Below are 21,948 nucleotides of genomic sequence, written 5' to 3' on the forward strand. Positions count from 1 at the left end.
CGTCCTGGCTTTTGCCAGGACGACGGCGAGTATGCGGGACTATCAGCGATTGAGCAGCTGACGCAGCACGTCGTTCATCGCTGGACGGTCGGCGTCGCCTTGCGGGGGATTGGGCGGCGGGGCCTGGTCGGCGGCGGGTGGCGCCTCCTGGCTCAGGCTGCGGCTCGGACGGGAGGCATTGCCCTGGTTGAGGGTGGAGAGGCCCTGTTGCAGCAGGTTCCCGATGGTGTCGCCAAGCTGCCCGCCGAGCGGATTGCCCTGGCCGCCAGAGCCCTGGCCGCTGCCATCGGGCTGCGCCGCGGTTCCACCGCCCTGCGCGCCGTTGAGCAGGTTGCTCAGCCCGTTGAGGCCCTGGCTCAAGCCCTGTTGGCTGAGACCCTGGCCGCTGGCTCCGAACAGGCCCTTGCCCATCTCCTTGAGCTTGGCGTAGGCGGCCTGGGGGTTGTCGAGGATGCCCTGCATCTCCGGATAGATCCGCGGGCTCACCCACGGCCCCTCGACCATCACGGGGATGCCGAGGCCGACCGGATTGCCGGCGCGGCCTTGGCCCTCGGTGGTCATGACGAGCTGCGGTTCGACCCGGAACCCGATCTGGCGGGTGTTGAGATCGACGGTGCCGACCCGGTCATCTTCACCAGCGGGCCGACCAGATTGAGGTCGGTGGTGACGGCCTGGCCCTTGTCGACCTTGAACGAGGCGGCGAGCTGGCTGAGATCGGTCGAGAGCTCCTGGCCCTGCTGCCAACCCGACAAGGTGCCGGTGGTGAGGTTGCGGATCATCTGCGCGACGTTGAGGCCGATGATCTTGCCGTCCTGGAATACGACGACGGCGGTGCCGGCGAGATTGCCGACGATGGCGCGCTCGCTGTTGCCTTGCGAGGTCAGCGCGATCTTGGCCTGCATCCTGCCGTCGAGCTTGTCGAACTCGGCGATGCTCTTCAGCACCGGCAGCGCGCGCACGCCGGCGAGATCGAGCCGCAGTGCGTAGCTCGGGGTCGCGCTGCGCACGTCGATGCTGACGTCGCCATTGGCGGTGCCCTCATAGGCGCCGAGATTGCCGAGCTTGCCCTTCAGCACGCCGCTGTCGATCGTGGCGTCGATCGCCGCCTGCGCGAAGCGGCCGTCGCCGATCACGAGCTCGGCGGTCGAGATGCGCGCCTGCGCGTCGACATAGTTGAGCCCGCTGAGATCGATCGAGGCGTTGCTCCAGGTGTTGGTGCCCAATGGCTGCGTGGTGCTCGACTGGCCTGGAGTCAACGCCAGCGCGATGCGCTGGAAGTCGAGATCGAGCTTCACCAGCGGCTTGTTGCTGGCGACATCGACCGAGGCCCAGCCGGTGAAGCCGCCGTCGCCGAGCGTGCCGGAAACGCCGTTGAACATCACCACCGTGCCGTTCAGGCGCACCTCCGCATTCGCCTTGATCGCCGCGGGCAACAGGCCGGGTGCATCGATGGTGAATTCGGCCGGCACGCTCTGGCGCTCCAGCGGCGCTTGCGGCGCGGTCGCGCGGATCTCGAATTTCAGCGGCTTGTCGCCGGTGCGCGCGTTGCCCGTGAGAACGATCCTGCGGTCGTCGCCCATGGTCGCATCGGCATTGAGCGTCTCGATCCGGTTCTCGACCCGGTCGCGCACATTGGAGAACACGATCGTGCCGCTGGTGACGCTGACATGCCGGATCGTGATGCCGCTGTTGTCGGAGCCGGGCCCCTTCGCCGGCGGATTGTGGTCGCGGGTGCGCTCGCGCTGCAACGGCAGGTTGATCACGGGCCTGACGATGGCGAGGTCGGTGATGTCGGGCCGGCCCGACCACAGGCTCGACAGCGTCATCTCGGCCTCGACCCGGCCGGCCGCGAACCGGTTGTTGGCCTCGCGCTGCCGCGGGTCCTGCAACACGACATCGTTCAGCGTCAGGGTGACGGCCGGCCACAGGGCGACCTTGGCGCCGCCATCGATGGTGAGCTGGTAGCCGGTCTCGCGCTCGACCCGATCGCTGATGGCAGAGGTGAGGAAGGAGGACGGGATCCCGATCGCGGCCACCAGGGCGAGGATCGCGACCACGGCAGCGATGGCGGCCCCGGCGAATTTGAGTGCTCTCATGTCGTCGTTCCCGGCCGGGCAGTCCGCGTCAGATCGCTCCGGCCGCGGAAAATCCCGGCCGATCGCACGAGATTATCCCGCAAACGGAACCTCGCTCCAATGATCGGAAAAATAATCCGTTACCAGCATGAACTTATGTGACCTCAGACACACTCCCATGAGGGTGATTTTTGCTAACCGGGCGTCGGGGACTGCTCGGATCGATTTGGAAGGCAGTACAATGAACAAACAGGCCGAATTTGCGGTCATTCTGAAGATGAACCCGATGTTCGCCGATCTTGGTGCGGACGAGTTGCAGCGGCTTTCGGGCCTCTGCCACACCCAGCAGCTCGCGGCCGGCGAGGTGCTGTTCCAGAAAGGCGATCCCGGCGACGCCCTGTTCGGGGTCCGCCGCGGCCAGGTCCGGATCGAGACCGGTGCCTCCGACGGCAGCCGGCTCACGCTGAACTTCATGGGATCCGGCGATCTGTTCGGCGAAGTCGCCGTCCTCGACGGCCAGGATCGCACCGCGGATGCGACCGCCGGCGAAGCCAGCGAATTGTTCGTGCTGCGACGGGACGACTTCCTCGGCTTCCTGGAGCGCGAGCCCAAGGTCGCGGTCCGCCTGATCGAATTGTTGTGCCAGCGCATCCGCTGGCAGAGCGAGCGGATGGAAGAATCCGTGCTGCAACCCTTGCCGGTCCGCCTCGCGCGCCGGCTCTGCGCGCTGGCCGAGGATTTCGGTTCCGAGGTGCATATTTCGCAGGAACAGCTAGGCATCTTCGTCGGCGCGGCGCGCGAAAGCGTCAACCGGCAACTCCAGACCTGGCGCAGGGACGGCATCGTCGATCTGCAACGCGGGCGGATCATGTTGCACAACATGACCAAGCTGACTGCGGTCGCGCGCAACGACTGAACAGGCCGCCTGCAACGCGCGCGCGAGGATCGTATCGTCTCGCGCGCTTTGCTTGCGGACACGGTTGTCGCGCTGCCTAAAAGACTTGCTTGCGGGAACAGCGCGGGATCGCTTTGATCATGGCGCCGGTCCTTGGGGTGACACCCAGCCTTGCTGGCCTCACGCCATCCACCTGCAAACCCCTGCGGCCATTCCCGTTGACCGCAGGGGTTTTGCGTTGTGCCGGTGCGCTGATGCGGACGCGCCTATCTCAACACCACTTCGGGATCGGCCCAGCGCAGATACTGGCGCGGCGCGGCACCGAGCTCGCGCTTGAACATCGCGGCGAAGGCGCTCGGGCTCTCATAGCCGACGTCGAGCGCGACGCAGGTGACGGCCTCGCCCGCGCCAAGCCGGGCCAGCGCTTCGAGCAACCGCACCCGCTGCCGCCAGGCCGCGAAGCTCTGCCCGGTCTCGCGGCGGAACAGCCGCGTCAAGGTCCGCCGGCTGAGCTGGCAGCGATCGGCCCACTCGTCGAGCGTGAGATCGGAGCTCGGATCGACCAGCACTGCCTCGCAGATCGCGGCAAGCCGCGGATCGGGCGGCACCTGCACATGCAGCGACACTTCGGGCATCCTGCCGATCTCGTCGAGCAGAAAATCGACCAGCCGGCCGTCGCGCCCGTCCGGGTCGTAACGGGTCGGCATGTGAACGGCTTCTTCCATCAACGCCTCGACCAGCGCGGAGACCCTGATCAGGCGGCAGGTTGCCGGTGCATTCCGCACCCGATCGGGCGTGACGTAGATGGTCTGGATCTCGACCTCGCCCCATGCCCGCGATTGATGTGCAACGCCGGCTGGAATCCACAGGCCATGGCCGGGCGGCACGACGAAATGACCGCGCTCGGTCATCATCGAGGTCACGCCCGCAGTCTGTAGGATGAACTGGTCGCGTCGATGGGCGTGTCGCGCGCTCGTGCTTTCATTTGGATAGGAAGCCGCCATCGCCGCGAGCGGCCGTTCGACCTGTTGCAGCTGTCCGGCATAATGCGCGGCGGCTACCGGGCCGGACTGCTTGCGGCAAACGCGCAGGCTGGTCGTGTCATTTCGTCGCGCTGCGACTTTCAACTGTCGTGAGCTCCTGATCGATCGTCGTTTTCGCAGGGTGCTCATGCATCTTCCGGGCCAATTGGCCCGATCGCGATGATTGTTGTCCCCATTCAGGTAGCGCGGGTGACCGCGTTTGGCAACAATGCCTCACCCCGCGACATTCGCCGAAATCGAATGTGAGAGGCGCGGCGACGGAGAGGTCCGATGAACAGACGCGAATTCACCAAGGCGATGCTGGCCTGCGGTGCCGCCATCCCGTTCGGCATCACGCGGGCGACGGGGCAGACCCGCGGCGGGACGCTCAATACCATCATCCAGCCCGAACCGCCGGTCCTGGTGACCGCGTTGAACCAGCAGCAGCCGACCCTGACGCTCGGCGGCAAGATCTATGAAGGCCTGCTGAAATATGGCGCCGACCTCAAGCCGATGCCCGGCATGGCGCAGTCCTGGGAGATTTCGCCCGACGGCCTGACCTATACGTTCAAGCTGTTTCCGGGCATCACCTTCCACGACGGCAAGCCGATGACCTCCGAGGACGTCGTCTTCAGCTGCATGAAGCTGCTGGTGGAAACGCATCCCCGCGCGCGACAGAATTTTTCCCGCGTGGCGTCGGCCGAAGCTCCCGATCCGCTCACCGTCGTATTCAAGCTGAAGCAGCCGTTTGCGCCGTTCATCGGCTGCTTCGATTGCACCTCCGCGCCGATCGTGCCCAAGCACATCTACGACGGCACCGACTATCGCAAGAATCCGGAGAACGACAAGGCGATCGGCACCGGCCCGTTCAAGCTGAAGGAATGGGTGCGCGGCTCGCATGTGCACCTCGTCCGCCACGACGGCTATTATCGAAAGGACGAGCCTTATCTGGACGAGATCGTCTACCGGGTGATCCCGGATGCGGCGTCGCGGGCGCTCGCGCTCGAGAACGGCACGGTGCAACTGGTGCAGTGGTCGGACGTCGAGTTCTACGACGTGCAGCGCTTCAAGGCGCAGAAGAACCTCGAATTCACCACCAAGGGCTACGAGTATTTCGCGCCGCATCAGTGGCTGGAGATGAATAACCGCATCGCGCCGATGAACGACAAGCGGTTCCGGCAGGCGGTGATGCACCTGATCGACCGCGAGGCGTTCAGCAAGCGGGTCTATTTCGGCAATGCCAAGGTCGCGACCGGCCCGATCTCGTCGAAGACGCGGTTCTACGATCCGAACGTGAAGCGCTACGAGTTCTCGGTCGACAAGGCCAAGGCGCTGCTCGACGAGATGGGCTTGAAGCCCGGCGCCAACGGCAAGCGGGCCGAGATCAAGTACATCGTGCCGCCCTATGGCGAATCCTATCAGCGTGCCGGCGAGTTCTTCCGCCAGAGCTTCGCGCGGGTCGGCATCGATCTCGTGCTGGTCGGCACGGACATGGCCGGCTGGGCCGAGAAGGTCGGCAACTGGGACTACGAGATGACCCAGAACCTGCTCTACCAGCTCGGCGACCCCGCGCTGGGCGTCGCCCGCACCTATGTCTCGTCGAACATCAAGAAGGGCATCCTGTTCTCGAACACCCAGGGCTATTCGAATCCCGAGGTCGACAAATTGTTCGACGAAGCCGCAGTGACGCTCGACGAAGCCAAGCGCCAGGAGCTTTACACCAAGGTGCAGCAGATCCTGGTCGAGGACGTGCCGGTGGCCTGGACGCTCGAGATCGAATATCCGATCATCTACGACAAGGCGTTCAAGAACATCGTGACGACGGGCATCGGCTCGCACGAAACCTTCGGGTCGGTCTACAAATCGTGATCCGGCTCGGGAGCGCAGCGGCGATCGGGCTCCAGGCGATCAGCCGTATCGCGCAACTCGTCGCCGTGATCCTCGTCATCGCGACGTTCAATTTCGTGCTGGTGCGGGCCGCGCCCGGCGATCCGGCGCAGGTGATGGCCGGGCAATCCGGCGCCTCCGATCCGAAGCTGCTCGACGATCTGCGCAAGGAGTACGGGCTCGACAAGCCGTATTTCGTGCAGCTCGTCAGCCATCTCGGCCGCGTCGTCAGGCTCGACCTCGGCTATTCCTACCGCCAGCGCCGTCCGGTGGTCGACCTGATCCTCGAGCGGCTGCCGGCGACGCTGCTGCTGACCGTCACCGCGTTCTGCCTTGCGCTCCTGATCGGCACCGCGCTCGGCGCGCTGGCGGGGCTCGCGGCGGGCAGCGTGCTCGACACGGTGTTCACGGTGCTCTCGCTCGTGCTCTATGCGACGCCGGTGTTCTGGCTCGGCCTGATGCTGGTGCTGGTGTTCTCGGTGACGCTCGGCTGGCTGCCGCCGTTCGGCTACGAGACCATCAACGTCCAGCTCTCGCCGATCGAGCACGCGCTCGACATCATGAAGCACATGATCATGCCGGTCATCTCGCTGGCGGCGATCTATCTGGCGATCTATGCGCGGCTGATGCGCTCCTCGATCATCGAGGTCGCGCAGCAGGACTTCATCAAGACGGCGCGCGCCAAGGGCCTGTCCGGCACGCGCATCGTGGTCGGTCACATGCTGCGCAATGCGCTGGTGCCGGTCGTCACCGTCGCCGGGATGCAGGCCGGCGCGCTGGTCGGTGGCGCCGTGGTGATCGAGACGGTGTTCGCCTGGCCCGGTCTCGGCCGCCTGACCTTCGAGGCGTTGCTGCAACGCGACTATCCGGTGCTGCTCGGGATCTTCCTGATCCTTTCGATCGTGGTGATCGCGCTCAACCTCCTGACCGACCTGGTCTACCGGCTGATCGATCCGCGCATGACCACGGGGGCGGCGTGATGGAGACCGTGCGCGCCTTCCTGCGTCATCCCAGCGGCATGATCGGCCTCGTCCTGCTGTTGGTCGTCGTCGTGGTGGCGATCATCGCGCCGATCGTGTTTCCGGTCTCGCCCTGGGAGATGGTCGGCGCGCCGTTCACGCCGCCCGGCGAGGACGGGCTGTGGCTCGGCGGCGATACGCTCGGTCGTGACGTCGCGGCGGGCGTGGCCTATGGCGCGCGCGTATCGCTGCTGATCGGGATCGCGTCGGCGCTCGCGGCGATGGCGATCGGTGTCGTGGTCGGCGCGATCTCGGGTTATTTCGGCGGCAAGGTCGATCTGGCGCTGATGCGGATGACGGAATTGTTCCAGACCATTCCGGCCTTCGTGCTGGCCATCCTGTTGGTCGCGACCTTCAATCCGTCGCTGCTCACCATCATCCTGACCATCGGGGCGGTGAGCTGGCCGCCGCTGGCGCGGCTGACGCGTGCCGAATTCCTGCGGCTGCGGCATCGCGAGTTCGTCGAGGCGGCGATCTGCCAGGGCGAGCGCACCTGGCGCATCGTGCTCGGCCACATCCTGCCCAACGCGATCTCGCCGATCCTGGTCGTGACCTCGCTGACGGTCGCGACCGCGATCCTGCTGGAGAGCGCGCTGTCCTTCATGGGGCTCGGCGATCCCAATCTGATGTCGTGGGGCTTCATGATCGGCGCGGGCCGCACCGTGATCCGCAATGCGTGGTGGATGAGCGTGTTTCCCGGCCTTGCCATCCTCCTCACCGTGCTGGCGATCAATCTGTTCGGCGAGGGGCTGTCCGACGTCCTCAACCCGCGCGTCTCGAGGCGCCGCTCATGAGCGAAGCCGTGCAGAGCAACACGCCGGTGCTTGTGGTCGCAAATCTCTCGATCGCGCTTCCCGAGGGCGGCGACCGGCCGTTCGCGGTCGAGAACGTGTCGTTCGAGATCAAGCCGAACGAGGTCGTCTGCCTGGTCGGCGAATCCGGCTCCGGCAAGTCGATGATTGCGCACGCGGTGTTGCAGCTGTTGCCGCGCGGCGTCGACGTCGCGTCCGGTGCCGTGACGGTCGCGGGGCAGGACCCGTCCAAGCTCGATAACCGTGCTTTGCGCAGCCTGCGCGGCGGCAATGCCGCGATGATCTTCCAGGAGCCGCTGTCCTCGCTCAATCCGCTGAAGCGCGTCGGCAAGCAGATCGAGGAGATGATCCTGGCTCACCAGCGGCCCGCGCCAGCGCCGGCCGAGTTGCATGAGCGCGTACAGACGCTGCTGACCCAGGTCGGACTGCCGAACCCGCTTCTGCTGGAGAAGAGCTACCCCTTCGAGCTCTCCGGCGGGCAGCGCCAGCGCGTGATGATCGCGATGGCGATGGCCAACCGGCCTGCGCTGTTGATCGCGGACGAGCCGACCACGGCGCTCGACGTCACGACCCAGCGCCAGATCCTGCGCCTGATCGACGATCTCCGGCGCGAGCGTGGCATGGGCGTGCTGCTGATCACCCATGATTTCGGCGTCGTCGCCGACGTCGCCGACCGTGTCGTGGTGCTGCGCCACGGCAAGGTGGTCGAGCAGGGCACCGTCAATGAGGTGCTGCGCAATCCGCAGGCGGCCTATACGCGCGAATTGATCGACGCGGTGCCGAAGGCGCGGCTCGCCGATATCCAGGCGGCCACCATCGCTCGTCCCGAGCCGCTGCTGGAAGTCGTCGGCCTGCAAAAGACCTTCCGGGTCAAGCGCGGCTGGTTGCAGCCGCCGCGCGAGGTGGTCGCCGCCGATGGCATCTCGTTGACCCTGCATGAGGGCGAGACGCTGGCGGTGGTCGGCGAATCCGGTTCCGGAAAATCGACGCTCGGGCGCATGATCATGCGGCTGACCGAACCGGATGCCGGCGCGATCCGCTTTGGCGGGGCAGATCTGCGGCAGTTGCGTGGCGAGGCGCTGCGCCAGGCGCGGCGCCAGCTCCAGATCGTGTTCCAGGATCCGTTTGCCAGTCTCGACCCGCGGCAGAAGATCGGCGATGCGATCGCGCGCGGCCCGATGGCCTATGGCACCGCGCGCGGCGCGGCGACGGAGCAGGCCAAGAAACTGCTGCTGCGGGTCGGCCTGTCGGAGGCCGCGGCGGATCGCTACCCGCACGAATTCTCTGGCGGCCAGCGCCAGCGCATCTGCATCGCGCGGGCGCTGGCGCTCAAGCCGCGGGTCCTGATCGCCGACGAGGCGGTGTCGGCGCTCGATGTCTCGGTGCAGGCCCAGGTGCTGGCACTGCTCGCCGAACTGCGGCGGGAGATGCGGCTGGCGATGATCTTCATCACCCATGATCTGCGGATCGCCGCCGAGATCGCCGACCGCGTCATCGTGTTGCAGAAGGGACAGATCGTCGAGGAAGGCTCTACCGCCGAGGTGTTCAGTGCGCCGCGTCAGGCCTATACCCGCGACCTGCTCGAGGCGATCCCGGGCCGCGACTTCTTCGACCAGCCCGGCTTCGCGGCGGATGCGCGCGGTGCATCGAGGATCGCCTCGGGCGCCGACGCGGTATAGACTAACAACAAAGGGAGGTTCGCTATGGATCAGCAGGGCGCAGGCGGCAAGCCGCCGGTCAAGTCGCAGGAGGATCTTCGCGCGCATTTCGGGCAATTGAGCCCGCTTGCCGAGAAGAAGGTGCTCAACCATATCGACAAGTTCTGCCGCGACTTCATCGCGCTGTCGCCGTTCCTGGTGATCGCTTCCAGCGACGGCAACGGCCATGCCGATGCCAGCCCGCGCGGCGATGCGCCGGGCTTCGTCTCGGTGATCGACGACAAGACGCTGTTGATCCCGGACCGGCGCGGCAACAACCGGGTCGATACGTTCGGCAACATCATCGCATCACCCGGGATCGGGTTGATCTTTCTGGTGCCTGGCATCAACGAGACGCTGCGCATCAACGGGCGCGCCGAGATCTCGCAGGAGCCGGATCTCCTGACCCCGCTGACGGTGCAGAACGTCACCCCGGTCATCGGCCTCAAGGTGCATGTCGACGAGACCTACTTCCATTGCGGCAAGGCGCTGATGCGCTCGAAACTCTGGAACCCGGCGGCGCAGGTCGAGCGCCACAGTTTCCCGACGCTCGGCCGCATCATCGCCGAGCAGACCGCCGCGATCGAGGTCGAGACCGCCGAGAAGGCGATGGAAGAGGCCTATCGGACGCGGCTGTATTAGAGCGTTTTCGAGCGAAGTGGATACCGGTTCGCGTGAAGAAAACGCGTCAAGATAAGAACCTAAAGCGGGATGAGTTTTGGTTGAGTCGACTTGGCGCGGTCTCCGTCCACCTCTCCCCGTCGGGGAGAGGTCGGCGCGAAGCGCCGGGTGAGGGCTCTAGCCCTCTCGATCGACTGTAACCCCTCACCCGATTTGCTGCGCAAATCGACCTCTCCCAAGGGAGAGGTGAACTTTCGACGCATGATTTCGGAATATTAGAAATATAACCTTGATTTGCCCGACGTGTCAAGTTGCCTCGTCGAACGCCGGCCCCTCAGCTGCTTTGCATGGGGTTGTTTTCGATATTTTGAAGGAAGTCATCCCTTACGGATCGCGCCGCTGACGCCGCGCGACCCCGGCTTACTCCGCCGCCGGCGAGATCATGTTCGGCGGGCCGCCTGGCCGCTTGCTCTGGTCTTCCTGATGATCGACCGGGGTCAGCTCGTGGTCGGCATGCGAGACGATCAGTCGCTTGCCGAAGCGCCAGATCAGGGCGCCGATGTCGTCCATCACCATGAACATCGCCGGCACGAACACCAGCGACAGCACGGTCGAGAAGATCAGGCCGCCGATCACCGCGAGCGCCATCGGCGAGCGGAACTCGCCGCCGGCGCCGAACGCCAGCGCTGACGGCATCATGCCGGCGGCCATCGCGATCGTGGTCATCACGATCGGGCGGGCGCGCTTCATGCCGGCATCGATCATCGCCTCCTCGCGCGGCTTGCCGTCGCGGATCGCCTCGACCGCGAACTCCACCAGCATGATGGCGTTCTTGGTGACGATGCCCATCAGCATCAGGATGCCGATCCACACCGGCGTGGTGAGCTGCTTGCCGGTGAGCAGCAGCGCCGCGATCGCGCCGCCGATCGAGAGCGGCAGCGAGAACAGGATGGTGATCGGTTGCAGGAAGGTGCCGAACAGCAGCACCAGCACCGCATAGACCATCATCAGGCCGGCGGTGATCGCGGTGGCGAAGCCGTCGGACAGTTCGGCCAGGCTCTCGGCGTCGCCGGACGGGCTGACCTTGACGCCCTTCGGCAGGCTCTTCATGACCGGCAGGTCGTAGATCAGCTTGGTGGCGTCGCCGAGCGCGGCATTGCCGACGAGGTCTGCGGCGACGGTGGCCTGCCGCTCGCGGTCGTAGCGGTTGATGCTGGTCGGGCCCTGGTCGAGCTGGATGTCGGCGACGACGGAGAGCGGCACGCCGCCGCGTTCGCCGCGCTGGCCGAGCGGCACGCGCAGCTGTTCCAGCATTTGCAGGTCGCTGCGCGCATTGTCCTCGAGCTGGACCCGGATCGGCACCTGGCGGTCGCCGGCGTCGAACTTCGCCAGCGCCGGGCCGACGTCGCCGATGGTGGCGACGCGGATGGTCTGCGACAAGCTCTCGGTCGAGACGCCGAGCCGCGCCGCGAGTTCGGCGCGCGGACGGATCCGCAATTCTGGCCGGTCGAGCGCGGTCTCCGAGATCACGTTGGCGATGATCGGGATCCGCTTCATCTGCGTCGCCAGTTCGCTGGCGACGTTGTTGACGATGTTGCTGTCGGTGCCGGTGACGACCAGCGAGATCGCGCGCAGGCCGTTCTCGTCGAGGAACCAGAACCTGATGTCGGGGACGTTATCGAGCTCCTTGCCGATCGCAAGCTCGAGCTCGCGCTGGGTGATCTTGCGGTCGGCCTTCGGCGTGTAGTTGATGATCAAAGCGGCGCGGCGAACCTCCTGGATGCCCGGCGGCACGCGGCCGCCGTCGACGAACACGCTCCTCACCTCGGGCCGCTTGCGCAGCCGCGCCACGATCTCCTCGGTGACCTTCTCGGTGTAGCCGAGCTGCGAGCCGGGCGGCAGCTCCATCGCCAGCAGCGAGCGCGCGGTGTCCTGCGCCGGCAGGAAGCCCTGCGGCAGCAGCGTGATGCTCCAGATCGACGCCGCGAAGATCCCGAAGCCGACCAGCACGGTGATGTAGTGATGCTTCACCGACCAGGCGACGAGGCCGTGATAGCTGCGCAGGATGCGGCCGGGCGGCGGGTCGTCGTGGTCGTGATGCTTGAGGAAATAGGCCGCCAGCATCGGCGTCACGAAGCGCGCCGCCAGCAGCGAGAAGAACACCTGCACCGACACCGTGATGCCGAACTGCTTGAAGAACTGTCCGGCGATCCCGGACATGAAGCTCGCCGGCGCGAAGATCGCGATGATGGTGAGCGAGATCGCGATCACCGCGAGGCCGATCTCGTCGGCGGCTTCCAGTGCCGCACGGTAAGGCGTCTTGCCCATCCGCATGTGGCGGACGATGTTCTCGATCTCGACGATGGCGTCGTCGACCAGGATGCCGGTCGACAGCGTGATGGCGAGGAACGAGACCAGATTGAGCGAGAAGCCGAGCAGGTCCATCGCCCAGAATGCCGGGAAGATCGACAGCGGCAGCGAGACCGCCGCGATGATGGTGGCCCTGATGTCGCGCAGGAACAGCAGCACGATGATGACGGCGAGGATGGCGCCCTCGAACAGGGTCGAGATCGCGGCTTCGTAATTGCCCTTGGTGAACTCGACCGAGGTGTCGATCAGCTTGAGGTCGACGTCGGGATAGGACGCCTTGAGCGCGTCGATCCGCTTCTGCACCGCCGCCGCGACCACCACGTCGCTGGCGCCCTTGGAGCGCTTGATGCCGAGCGCCACCACCGGCTCGCCGTTGAAGCGGGCGAAGGTGCGGCGGTCGGCGATGGTGTCGGTGACGGTGCCGAGATCGTCGAGCCGGATCTCGCCGCCGCCGAACAGCGGGATCATGGTGCCGGCGAGCTCGTTCAGCGTCTTGGCGCCGGCCAGCGTGCGGATCGCCTGGTCGTTCTTGCCGATCTCGGCGCGGCCGCCGGCGACGTCGACATTGGTGCCGCGCAGGATCTGGCTGACATTGACCGCGGTGAGCCCCACCGCCTGTAGCTTGTCGGGATCGAGCGAAACCAGGATCTCGCGCTCGACACCGCCGATGCGCTCGACCTGGGCGACGCCGCGCACGCCCTGTAGCGCGCGCTTGACCACGTCGTCGACGAAATAAGAGAGCTGCTCCGGCGTCTTGCCGGGCGATATCGCGGCATAGGTCACGATCGGCAGCCCGATCACGTCGACGCGCTGGATCAACGGCTCGGTGACGTTCTGTGGCAGGTTGGCGCGCACGCGGGTGACCGCGTCCTTGACGTCGTTGAGCGCGCGGTCGGTGTTGGTCTCGAGCGCGAACTGGATCGTGGTCACCGACAGGCCGTCGGTGATCGAGGACGAGATGTGGCGCACGCCCTCGACGCCGGAGACGCCGTCCTCGATCGTCTTGGTGACCTGCGATTCGAGCTCGGAGGGCGCGGCGCCGAATTGCGAGACCGCGACCGAGATCACCGGAATGTCGGCGCTCGGCAGCCGCGTCACGGCGAGCTTGGTGAAGGAGACCCAGCCCAGCACGAGCAGGATGATCGAGAAGACGATCGAGGGAAGCGGGTTCCGGATCGACCAAGCCGAGATGTTCAAAGCCATTAGCGTGCCCGATTTACCGTGATCGCGTGCGATCGAGTTCGTCGGCGAACATGGTCTTGATCTGGTCGCCGTCATGCAGCGAGGTGCCAGCGTCGGCCACGACGATTTCGCCGACGTCGAGGCCTTCAAGGATTTCGGTCGAGGTGTCGGAGGTCAGCCCGACCCGCACCCTGCGGGTCTCGACCGTGTTGTCCTTCACGACCTGCAAGGTGAGACGGTCGATCGCGGTGCGCGGCACGGCGACGCCGCAGGAGCGCTTGGCGTCGATATTGGCGCGGGCGAACATGCCGACCTTCAGCGTCGGATTGTTGTTGATGGTGATGCGGACGTGGCCGAGCTGGGTGGTACGGTCGATCTGCGGCGAGATCTGGCGGACCTTGCCGACCATGTCGGGCGCATCGTCGCGGCTGATCCGCACATTGGCGCCGGGATTGAGCTTCAGGAGCTGGAAACCCGGCACCTCGGCGTCGAGCTCGATCTCGTTGTTGATCGAGATCCTGAACATCGGCGGGGCCTGCGGCGAGGCCGGCGCGCCGGCCGCGGTGCGCACCTCGGTGACGAGCCCGGCCGCCGGCGCGCGCAGCACGATCGGCTTGGCGTTACCCTGGGCGGCCTGCTGCGGCGGCGGGGTCAGCCGCGCCAGTTCCTGGTTCTCGGTCACGGTATCGCCCTCGCGGACCAGCACGTCGGTGACCCTGGAGCCGTCCTGGTCGACATTCACCTGCGCCTCGCGGCGCGGCACGATGAAGCCGGTGACGCGGACCATGTCGGAGAAGCAGGCATTGGTCGATTTCGTCACCACCACCAGCGCCTGCCCCGGGGTCTCCTTCTCCTCGGGATGGGAGCGGTGGTCGAACGCGTAATAGGCAGCAGCGAGGGCGACGAAGACCACGGTGCCGAGCGCGGGCTTGAGGTACTGGGAAAAATTCATCGCCGGATCAATCCAGAACTTGGCGCGTCAGAACTCGTCGCGCTTTGGGCACTCGCAGTCTCATCCCGCTCGTCACCTTGTTTGCTTGAACATGCGGATACAGGCTCATCATTGTTCCCGATCGCGCTCTGACGTCATGTGAGGCGGGTCACTATATGCGCGGCGTCCGGGCGTCGCCAAAAGCAAATGCGCCCCGCCGGGTGCGGGACGCATTGTAACGGCAAAAATACCGCACGCCACGCCATCAATTCGGGGTCATTTGGAGGCGGTGGCCTTGTTTTCCATGTTTACCACCTGCACGCGGCGGTTCACTTCGGACAATGGCTGGCTCGGGTCCTTCAGCTTGCTCTTGCCGTAGCCGACGGTGACGAGGTCGGTGCCGTTGATGCCATATTTGTCGACCAGATAGCGCTTGATAGCGTCGGCACGACGCTCGGAGAGGCCCTGATTGTACTCCTCGCCGCCGGCGGCGTCGGTGTGACCGGCGACCACGAAGGTCGAGCCCTTCAGATCGGGGTTGGTCAGGGCACGCCCGAGGGCCTGCACCGAGGGCATCGACTTCGTGCTGATATCGGCGGAGTTGTAGTCGAAGTTGATCTCGAGATCGATCTTCGGCTTGTCCTGCACGATGGTCGCGATTTCCTCGCGCTCGGCCGAGGACAGCGAGCGGGTGGCGCGACCGCGCATGCTTTGCACGAACTTGGCCTGGTCGGCGTTCAGCCCGGGCGACGAGGTCTGCGGGCCGGCCGAAAGGCCGCGGGTGAGCGGCTTCTTCTCGGGCGTGAGCGCCCTGACGATCTGATCCTCGGTGACGTCGTCACCGGCGCGGGCGGCGGCCATGCCGAACGACAGCGCGGCGCCGATGGTCACGATTGAGAGGATCGCGGCCTTTGCCGACGGCTTGAGCATTTTGGTCCCTCCTGCGCGGCCTCGCGCGGTTCCAATGACTTGTCAGGTCAATCGCCGGCAATGGCGACCGGCGCACACCCTCTGATTAGTCGCACCATTCCATCGGCGGTTCGAGCCGCGGGCAGGTCCCGGCCGGTTTGTCAGTGCACGCCGTAGTCGGCGAATTCCTTGACGATGTTCGGATCCATCGCCTTGGCGTTGGCGATGTCGAGATCGCCTTCTGCGATCGCGCCGTTGCGCTTCTTGGCAAGGCCGCGTCCATACAAGGACGAAGTCAGCCGCGGGTTGATCTTCAGCGCGGCGTCGAAATCGGCGATCGCGTTCTTGTTCTGCCCGCCCTTCAGGTTCATCAGTCCGCGGCTGTCGAGCGCGTCGACGAAATTCGGGCGCAGCCGCAGCGCCTCGTTGCAGTCCTTGAGCGCCGCCGGCAGGTCGCCGAGCACGGTGCGGACCCAGCAGCGGTTGTTGTAGGCCTCGACGTCCTTCGGATTCAGCCGCAGCGAGTTGGTGAAGTCCTTCACCGCGAGGTCGTAGGCGCCCTTGCTGGCATAGACCTGGCCGCGGCGATACAGCGCGGCGGCATCATCGGGATTCTTGTCCAGCCGGTCGCTCAGGCTCTTGATGGTCGGATCATCGGCCAGCGAGGGCGGGTTGCTCGGTCCTGGCGCCGGCTGGATCACCACCGGCGGCGGGGGCGCGGGTGGCGGTAGCGCGACCTCGGGCGTCTTCGGCGCTGGTGGCGGCGGCGACGTGGTGGGGGCTGTCGCGACCGACGGCTTCGACGGCGCCGGTGGTGGCGTCGGCGCTCCTGCCGCCGGAGGTGCCGGGGTTGCCGCGGGCGGCGCGGGTGGAGGCGGAGCGGGCGGTGCCGTTGCGACCTCGGTTGACGGACTTGCAGCAGGTGCGGGCGCGGCGCTTGGAGTTCCCGGTGCTCCGCTCGGAGTTCCCGGCGCTCCGCCCGGAATGAACGAGAAGTCCTCGGCCAGTGACGACGAAATCCACGGCACCTGTTCCTGCCGCGAGGCGCGGGTGACGCCGACCCGGGTGCGGTTCAACGTTTCCTCCGCCATCAGGTCCGGGGTGCGGATCTCCTTCAGGAGTTCCCGCACGAACAGGCTGCGGTCGCTGCCATTGTCCGAGACGACGGACGACAATGCGGCCGAGTACATCACCAGCGTACCGTTGGGTGCGATCACCGGGGCAAGGCCTGCCGAAAAGCTGCGGAAGCGCCGCTCGAACGGGTTGCGCCTGGAGGCATCGATCAGCGCGATCTTCACCCCGGCACCGCGGCTGTTGATCTCGCCGAGCACGGTCTCGAGGCTGAAGCCGTCGCGGCGCACGTCGGCCTCGGCCCAGATCTGGGCGTCGACCGGGATCATGTAGCTCTGCCGGTTCGACTGGATGCCGTAGCCGGAAAAGAAGATCAGCGCGGCCGAGCCGGGCTTGATCTTGCCGTACAGCCGGTCGAAGGCGCGGCGCATGCCGTCGCCGGTCAGGTTCTCGCCGACCTCGACGGTGAAGCCGTCGCGCTTCAGCTCGTCGGCGACGTCACGCGCGTCGTTGACCGGCTCCTTCAGCGGCGCGTCGGCGTCGGGATATTTGGCGTTGCCGATGACCAGCGCGAAGCGATCGCCGGCGGCGAGGGACAAGGTCGGCGACGCGATTGAAAAGATCAGCGTGGCGAGCAAGGCAAGGCGGATTTTCATAATCGCGGCAAATCCAGATCGCGGCATTCCAATGGAAATGGCGCCGCTACGAGCCTGCGCCTCGGGAAACCCTACTCTAGCGAAAATCCATTATCAAACCACGGCCAAACCCCCGTCAACGGCCTGCGACAGCCTCGCCGATCGCGGTGACCGCGGCGAGGCCGCAGTGCAACAGCATGCGGTCATGGCGTCTATCGCGATCGTGGCATGGTGCCGGTTCCGGCGAGCCGATAATGTGATTGCTCTCACAGTGGCCGCTCCGCCCTGTCATGCGCTCGTCGCACTGCGCGCGGTTTGACCTTTGCGCAAGGCGATGGCTTTGTGTGCGGGACGGCAAGCCATTCAAAAGACGACCGCAAACAAGAGCGAACCGATGGGAAACGCCTACGAGATCTACGCCCTGCGCTATGCGACGATGTCGCCGCGCACGCCCCACCTCAATTTCCTGGTCCCCGATCCGCACGACACCACTGCGCAGGATCTGGATTACTTCGTCTGGCTGGTGCGTGGCCACGGCCGCGACATCCTGGTCGATACCGGCTTCAACGCCGAGGAGGCCAAGGCCCGCGCCCGCAAGCTGACGCTCAACCCGGTCGATGCGCTGGCCAATTTTGGCGTCAGCGCCGACGCGATCCGCGACGTCATCGTCACCCATCTGCATTACGACCATGCCGGCAATCTGGACCGCTTCCCGAACGCCAAATTCCATCTGCAGGAACGCGAGATGAGCTACGCGACCGGCCGCTGCATGTGCAACGGCATGCTGCGGCATCCGTTCTCGATCGAGCACGTCACGCAGATGGTGCGCCACGTCTACGGCGAACGCGTCACCTTCCATTCCGGCGACGGCGAGATCGCGCCGGGCGTCACCGTGCATCGGGTCGGCGGCCATTCCGATGGCTTGCAGGTGGTGCGGGTCGAGACCGCGCGCGGCCCGGTCGTGCTGGCGTCGGACGCCGCGCATTACTACGCGAACCTGCACAGGAAGAGCCCGTTCCCGATCGTCTACAATGTCGGCGACATGGCGCAGGGCTGGGAGACCGTCGAGCGGCTTGCCGGTCATCCCGACCGCTTCATCCCCGGCCACGATCCGATCGTCAGCGAGATCTATCCGCGCGCCAGCGACAAGGTCGATGCGTTCGCGCTGCATCTGGCACCGTCGCGATCATTCGCGAAATAGCCTCGCCGATCGGGCGGGGCGCATCTGCAACACGTGAAGAAACGTCAAAGAAGAGCGATATGACTGACACCAAGACTCTTGGATTCATCGGCCTCGGCGTGATGGGTGAGCCGATCTGCCGCAACCTGGTCAAGAGGAGCGGCAAGCGCGTCGTCGTGTTCGACCTCGCGGCCGAGCCATTGCAACGCTTGCGTGCCGACGGTGCCGAGGTGGCCTCATCGGTCGCCGATGTGATCAAACAGAGCGACGTGCTGTTCCTGTGCCTGCCGAGCGCCAGGCATGTGCGCGCGGTGTTCGAAGGCGATGGTATCTTGAAGAATGCGAGAGCCGGCCAGGTCGTGGTCGATCTCGGCACGTCCTCGGTCAGCCAGACCCGCGATTTTGCCGCGCAGCTCAAGGCCAAGGGCGCGGCCTGGGCCGACGCGCCGATCGCGCGCACGCGGCAGGCGGCGCAGGACGGCACGCTCAGCGTGATGGTCGGCGCGGTGCCTGCGCTGTATGCCGCGATCGAGCCCTTGATCCGCTGCTTCGCCACCGATGTCACCAATTGCGGTGACGTCGGCGCCGGGCAGGTGACCAAGATCCTCAACAACATGGTGCTGTTCGAGACCGTGAATGCGCTGGCTGAAGCCGTCGCGGTGGCGAAGCACAATGGCGTCGATCCGAAGCTGCTGCTGGACACCCTGTCGAAGGGCTCCGCCGACAGCTTCGCACTGCGCAACCACGGCATGAAGGCGATCGTGCCCGGCGTGTTTCCGGAGCGCGCGTTCTCGACCGAATATGCGCTGAAGGATTTGTCCTACGCGCTGGAGCTTGCGGCTGACGCCGGCATCAAGATTCGCGGCGCCGAGCTGATCGGCACGGTGCTGCAAGAGGCGATCGAGAAGGGATCGAAGGACAATTATTTCCCTGTGATCGCCAAGCATATCGAGGGGGCGTAGGTCTCGCACCGTCGTCATTCCGGGGCTCGCGCAGCGAGAGCCCGGAATCCATTGAGCCGCATGTTCCGCCGATGAATGGATTCCGGGCTCGTGCTTCGCACGCCCCGGAATGACGAGGAGATGGAGTTGCTTAAGGCGGGCGCGCCAAGCCAACCTCGGCGTCGTCCTGGCGAAAGCCAGGACCCATGATCACAAATGTCGCTTGTTGCGCTTTGCTGCAACGACGAGTCCCGTTCACGACGCCGGTCGCGGCGTACGGGTCCTGGCTTTCGCCAGGACGACAGCGGAGTGCGTGGCCCAAGCGGTGTGTGTGTGTCTAATACACGTCCTTCGCGTCGGCCTCTTCGCTGGTCTGCACCAGTTCGAGGCTGGTCTCGACCTTGCCGAGCAGGCGTCCGAGATCGCGGCGTTCCTGCGCGGACAGGCAGGACAGGATCTCCTGCTCCTTGCGTAGAAGCCTTGGGATCAGCTCTTCGTACAGCGCCTGGCCCTTTCGGGTCAGTCGCAGGCGGAATTCGCGGCGATCATCGGCGTTCTCGACGCGCTCGACGATCTCGCGCTCCATCAGCGCCGACACCGCGCGGCTGATGGTGGATTTGTGCGTGCGGGTGCAATGCGCGATGTATTGCGCGCTGCAAGGATCGCTGCGGAAGCCCAGCGTGGCGAGCACGCGCCATTCCGGAATATCGAGGCCGTAGCGCGCCTGATATTCGCTCGACAGCGCCGAGGACACTTCGGCCGCCAGCCGGTTGAGGCGGAACGGCATGAAGTGGAAGAGGTCGAGACGCTTCTTGGTCGTCATGGAATCGTCGCGCGCATCCGCTTCCACGGCGCTGCGCGGCCGTGCTGGAGGCTGGCTTGCAGAAGTCCTGGCCAAAAATCCCTCCAATTTGAGTTGACGGCGGCCCCGACTGGGGGTTTAAGATAGTTGCAAGTGAGACTAATTTAGCAAGGTCGCGGCCGGCTCGCAAGATGCTGGTCGCAAGCCGGTCACGCAAGCCGCAGCGACAAGCCGGCTCACGGGAACATCCAGGGTCACGCAATGGCATCAGCCAATACGGCACAGGCCAAAACCCAGTTCGGCTATCGCCGTCATCCCGACCAGGAGCGGTCGGGCGCCAACGTCGCAGAGCATCCGGTCGTCGTGGTCGGCGCCGGGCCGGTGGGTTTGTCGCTCGCGATCGATCTGGCGCAGCGCGGCCAGCGCGTGGTGCTGCTCGACGATGCCGACCGGATCGGCGAAGGCTCGCGCGCGATCTGCTTCTCGAAGCGCTCGCTGGAGTTCTGGGATCGGCTCGGCGTCGGCGACCGCATGGTCGAGAAGGGCGTGGTCTGGAGCGTCGGCAAGATCTTTCACGGCGCCTCGCAGCTCTACCAGTTCAACCTGCTTCCCGAGGAAGGCCACAAGCGGCCTGCTTTCATCAACCTGCAGCAATTCTATGCCGAGGCCTATCTGGTCGATCGCGTCGAGCAGTTGCCGGAGATCGATCTGCGCTGGCGCAACAAGGTGATCGCGCTGGAGAGCCGCAATGACGGCGTTGCGCTGACCATCGCGACGCCCGAAGGCTCGTACCAGGTGCACGCCGCCTTCGTCGTCGCCTGCGATGGCGCCCGCTCCTCGTTGCGCCAGATGGTCGGCGCGGAGTTCGCAGGCCAGGTGTTCGAGGACCAGTTCCTGATCGCCGACGTCAAGATGACGGCGGCGTTCCCGACCGAACGCTGGTTCTGGTTCGATCCGCCGTTCCATGCCGGACGCTCGGCGCTGCTGCACAAGCAGCCCGACGATATCTGGCGGATCGATCTGCAACTCAATCCCGATGCCGATCCGGTGGCCGAGAAGCAGCCGGAGAATGTCCGGCCGCGGATCGCGCGCATGCTCGGGCACGATAAGTTCGAATTCGAATGGATCTCGCTCTATAAATTCCAGTGCCGCCGGATGGCCAGGTTCATCCATGGCCGGGTGATCTTCGCCGGCGATTCCGCGCATCAGGTCTCGCCGTTCGGCGCGCGCGGCGCCAATTCCGGGCTCGAGGATGCCGAGAACCTGGCGTGGAAGCTGGATCGCGTGCTGCGCCGGCTCTCGCCGGAAGGCCTGCTGGAGAGCTATCACATCGAGCGCAGCGCGGCGGCGGACGAGAACATCCGCGAGTCCACCCGCTCGACCGATTTCATGGCGCCGGTGACGAAGCAGGAGGCGCGGCTGCGCCAGGCGGTGCTGTCGCTCGCGGAGGATACCGAGTTCGGCAAGCGTATGGTCAATGGCGGCCGGCTGTCGGTGCCGTCGGTCTATGACACGCCGCTATCGAGTGGCGATCGCGACAATTGGCGTGGCGGTCCGCGGCCCGGCACCTCGATGCTGGATGCGCCGGTGACGGAGCAGGGCGGTGCGTCGACTTATCTGACCGACGCCTTCATCAGGCAGGGAACGCGTTTCACGCTTCTGGCGTTTTCCAATGGCGCCACGATCGATGTCCCCGAAGGCGTCGGCACGATCAGGGTCGGTGGTACCGATGGCCTGATCGATGCCCAGGGTCATGCCGGCAAGCGCTACGATGCGGAGCCCGGCACCGCCTATCTGCTGCGGCCGGATGGTTATGTCGCGGCACGTTTCCGCAACGCGGCGCGGCCGGTGTTGGACGCGGCGCTGGCGCGCGCATCAGGCGCGAACTGAGGATCCGTC

17 protein-coding genes are annotated in these 21,948 nt (G+C 65.8%); 9 read left to right on the forward strand and 8 right to left on the reverse strand.

Translation table 11 applies throughout. From position 1 onward, the window contains the following. Positions 1-42 precede the first annotated feature (42 nt). Positions 43-561 (reverse strand): hypothetical protein, encoded by a 519-nt coding sequence (locus tag CWS35_RS39965; protein WP_245438896.1) that lies wholly within the window; start codon positions 559-561, stop codon positions 43-45. After that, the gene (locus CWS35_RS07650) at positions 558-2,096 is read right to left on the reverse strand and encodes an AsmA family protein (protein ID WP_245438897.1); all 1,539 of its coding nucleotides are present in this window, start codon (positions 2,094-2,096) and stop codon (positions 558-560) included. The genes CWS35_RS39965 and CWS35_RS07650 overlap by 4 nt, the downstream gene beginning before the upstream one ends. Before the next feature lie 220 nt (positions 2,097-2,316). Here CWS35_RS07650 and CWS35_RS07655 point away from each other — a divergent pair, with 220 nt between their 5' ends. After that, positions 2,317-2,991 carry a Crp/Fnr family transcriptional regulator gene (locus CWS35_RS07655; protein WP_024583671.1) on the forward strand — a complete coding sequence of 225 codons (675 nt, stop codon included), beginning with the start codon at positions 2,317-2,319 and terminating at the stop codon, positions 2,989-2,991. Between the two features lie 245 nt (positions 2,992-3,236). Here CWS35_RS07655 and CWS35_RS07660 read toward each other — a convergent pair whose 3' ends face one another. Next, positions 3,237-4,097 carry a helix-turn-helix domain-containing protein gene (locus tag CWS35_RS07660; RefSeq protein ID WP_024583670.1) on the reverse strand — a complete coding sequence of 287 codons (861 nt, stop codon included), beginning with the start codon at positions 4,095-4,097 and terminating at the stop codon, positions 3,237-3,239. 186 nt (positions 4,098-4,283) lie between these two features. Between CWS35_RS07660 and CWS35_RS07665 the strand changes: the two genes are divergently transcribed. From CWS35_RS07665 to CWS35_RS07685, 5 genes are read left to right on the forward strand one after another with little or no spacing between them, the layout of a single operon-like run. Continuing rightward, positions 4,284-5,861 carry an ABC transporter substrate-binding protein gene (locus tag CWS35_RS07665; protein ID WP_100951560.1) on the forward strand — a complete coding sequence of 526 codons (1,578 nt, stop codon included), beginning with the start codon at positions 4,284-4,286 and terminating at the stop codon, positions 5,859-5,861. Continuing rightward, positions 5,858-6,859, forward strand: coding sequence for an ABC transporter permease (locus CWS35_RS07670; RefSeq protein ID WP_100951561.1), 1,002 nt, complete (start codon positions 5,858-5,860; stop codon positions 6,857-6,859). The genes CWS35_RS07665 and CWS35_RS07670 overlap by 4 nt, the downstream gene beginning before the upstream one ends. Continuing rightward, positions 6,859-7,692, forward strand: a complete 834-nt coding sequence (locus tag CWS35_RS07675) for an ABC transporter permease (RefSeq protein ID WP_024583667.1) — start codon at positions 6,859-6,861, stop codon at positions 7,690-7,692. Before CWS35_RS07670 ends, CWS35_RS07675 begins: the two co-directional genes overlap by 1 nt. Continuing rightward, positions 7,689-9,389: an ABC transporter ATP-binding protein gene (locus tag CWS35_RS07680; RefSeq protein WP_100951562.1), complete on the forward strand. Its 1,701-nt coding sequence runs from the start codon at positions 7,689-7,691 to the stop codon at positions 9,387-9,389. The genes CWS35_RS07675 and CWS35_RS07680 overlap by 4 nt, the downstream gene beginning before the upstream one ends. A gap of 24 nt (positions 9,390-9,413) precedes the next feature. Further along, the gene (locus CWS35_RS07685) at positions 9,414-10,049 is read left to right on the forward strand and encodes a pyridoxamine 5'-phosphate oxidase family protein (RefSeq protein ID WP_100951563.1); all 636 of its coding nucleotides are present in this window, start codon (positions 9,414-9,416) and stop codon (positions 10,047-10,049) included. 399 nt (positions 10,050-10,448) lie between these two features. Here the strand turns inward: CWS35_RS07685 and CWS35_RS07690 are convergent, their stop codons facing one another. The 4 genes from CWS35_RS07690 to CWS35_RS07705 all read right to left on the reverse strand — a co-directional run bounded on the left by CWS35_RS07690 (position 10,449) and on the right by CWS35_RS07705 (position 17,147). Next, on the reverse strand, positions 10,449-13,601 hold the full coding sequence (locus CWS35_RS07690; RefSeq protein ID WP_100951564.1) for an efflux RND transporter permease subunit: 3,153 nt from the start codon (positions 13,599-13,601) through the stop codon (positions 10,449-10,451). Positions 13,602-13,614: 13 nt separating this feature from the next. Continuing rightward, entirely contained in the window at positions 13,615-14,532 is a 918-nt protein-coding gene (locus CWS35_RS07695) for an efflux RND transporter periplasmic adaptor subunit (protein WP_024583663.1), read from the reverse strand. 255 nt (positions 14,533-14,787) lie between these two features. Then, on the reverse strand, positions 14,788-15,441 hold the full coding sequence (locus tag CWS35_RS07700; protein ID WP_100951565.1) for an OmpA family protein: 654 nt from the start codon (positions 15,439-15,441) through the stop codon (positions 14,788-14,790). Between the two features lie 140 nt (positions 15,442-15,581). Continuing rightward, positions 15,582-17,147 carry a caspase family protein gene (locus tag CWS35_RS07705; RefSeq protein ID WP_100951566.1) on the reverse strand — a complete coding sequence of 522 codons (1,566 nt, stop codon included), beginning with the start codon at positions 17,145-17,147 and terminating at the stop codon, positions 15,582-15,584. A gap of 373 nt (positions 17,148-17,520) precedes the next feature. Here CWS35_RS07705 and CWS35_RS07710 point away from each other — a divergent pair, with 373 nt between their 5' ends. Beyond that, positions 17,521-18,327 (forward strand): N-acyl homoserine lactonase family protein, encoded by an 807-nt coding sequence (locus tag CWS35_RS07710; RefSeq protein WP_024583660.1) that lies wholly within the window; start codon positions 17,521-17,523, stop codon positions 18,325-18,327. A gap of 8 nt (positions 18,328-18,335) precedes the next feature. Beyond that, positions 18,336-19,268, forward strand: a complete 933-nt coding sequence (locus CWS35_RS07715) for an NAD(P)-dependent oxidoreductase (protein WP_311538835.1) — start codon at positions 18,336-18,338, stop codon at positions 19,266-19,268. A 316-nt stretch (positions 19,269-19,584) separates the two neighbouring features. Here CWS35_RS07715 and CWS35_RS07720 read toward each other — a convergent pair whose 3' ends face one another. Further along, on the reverse strand, positions 19,585-20,145 hold the full coding sequence (locus CWS35_RS07720; protein ID WP_371682838.1) for a MarR family winged helix-turn-helix transcriptional regulator: 561 nt from the start codon (positions 20,143-20,145) through the stop codon (positions 19,585-19,587). Between the two features lie 165 nt (positions 20,146-20,310). Between CWS35_RS07720 and CWS35_RS07725 the strand changes: the two genes are divergently transcribed. Then, positions 20,311-21,939 (forward strand): FAD-dependent oxidoreductase, encoded by a 1,629-nt coding sequence (locus CWS35_RS07725; protein WP_100951568.1) that lies wholly within the window; start codon positions 20,311-20,313, stop codon positions 21,937-21,939. The last annotated feature ends 9 nt before the right edge of the window (positions 21,940-21,948 follow it).

This window comes from Bradyrhizobium sp. SK17, from assembly GCF_002831585.1.
Taxonomy (GTDB): Bacteria; Pseudomonadota; Alphaproteobacteria; order Rhizobiales; family Xanthobacteraceae; genus Bradyrhizobium.

Coding starts and splice junctions, on each gene's coding strand:
- CWS35_RS39965 (WP_245438896.1), bottom strand. CDS start 561: ATGACCACCGAGGGCCAAGGCCGCGCCGGCAATCCGGTCGGCCTCGGC.
- CWS35_RS07655 (WP_024583671.1), top strand. CDS start 2,317: ATGAACAAACAGGCCGAATTTGCGGTCATTCTGAAGATGAACCCGATG.
- CWS35_RS07675 (WP_024583667.1), top strand. CDS start 6,859: ATGGAGACCGTGCGCGCCTTCCTGCGTCATCCCAGCGGCATGATCGGC.
- CWS35_RS07705 (WP_100951566.1), bottom strand. CDS start 17,147: ATGAAAATCCGCCTTGCCTTGCTCGCCACGCTGATCTTTTCAATCGCG.
- CWS35_RS07695 (WP_024583663.1), bottom strand. CDS start 14,532: ATGAATTTTTCCCAGTACCTCAAGCCCGCGCTCGGCACCGTGGTCTTC.
- CWS35_RS07700 (WP_100951565.1), bottom strand. CDS start 15,441: ATGCTCAAGCCGTCGGCAAAGGCCGCGATCCTCTCAATCGTGACCATC.
- CWS35_RS07680 (WP_100951562.1), top strand. CDS start 7,689: ATGAGCGAAGCCGTGCAGAGCAACACGCCGGTGCTTGTGGTCGCAAAT.
- CWS35_RS07650 (WP_245438897.1), bottom strand. CDS start 2,096: ATGAGAGCACTCAAATTCGCCGGGGCCGCCATCGCTGCCGTGGTCGCG.
- CWS35_RS07710 (WP_024583660.1), top strand. CDS start 17,521: ATGGGAAACGCCTACGAGATCTACGCCCTGCGCTATGCGACGATGTCG.
- CWS35_RS07725 (WP_100951568.1), top strand. CDS start 20,311: ATGGCATCAGCCAATACGGCACAGGCCAAAACCCAGTTCGGCTATCGC.
- CWS35_RS07685 (WP_100951563.1), top strand. CDS start 9,414: ATGGATCAGCAGGGCGCAGGCGGCAAGCCGCCGGTCAAGTCGCAGGAG.
- CWS35_RS07690 (WP_100951564.1), bottom strand. CDS start 13,601: ATGGCTTTGAACATCTCGGCTTGGTCGATCCGGAACCCGCTTCCCTCG.
- CWS35_RS07665 (WP_100951560.1), top strand. CDS start 4,284: ATGAACAGACGCGAATTCACCAAGGCGATGCTGGCCTGCGGTGCCGCC.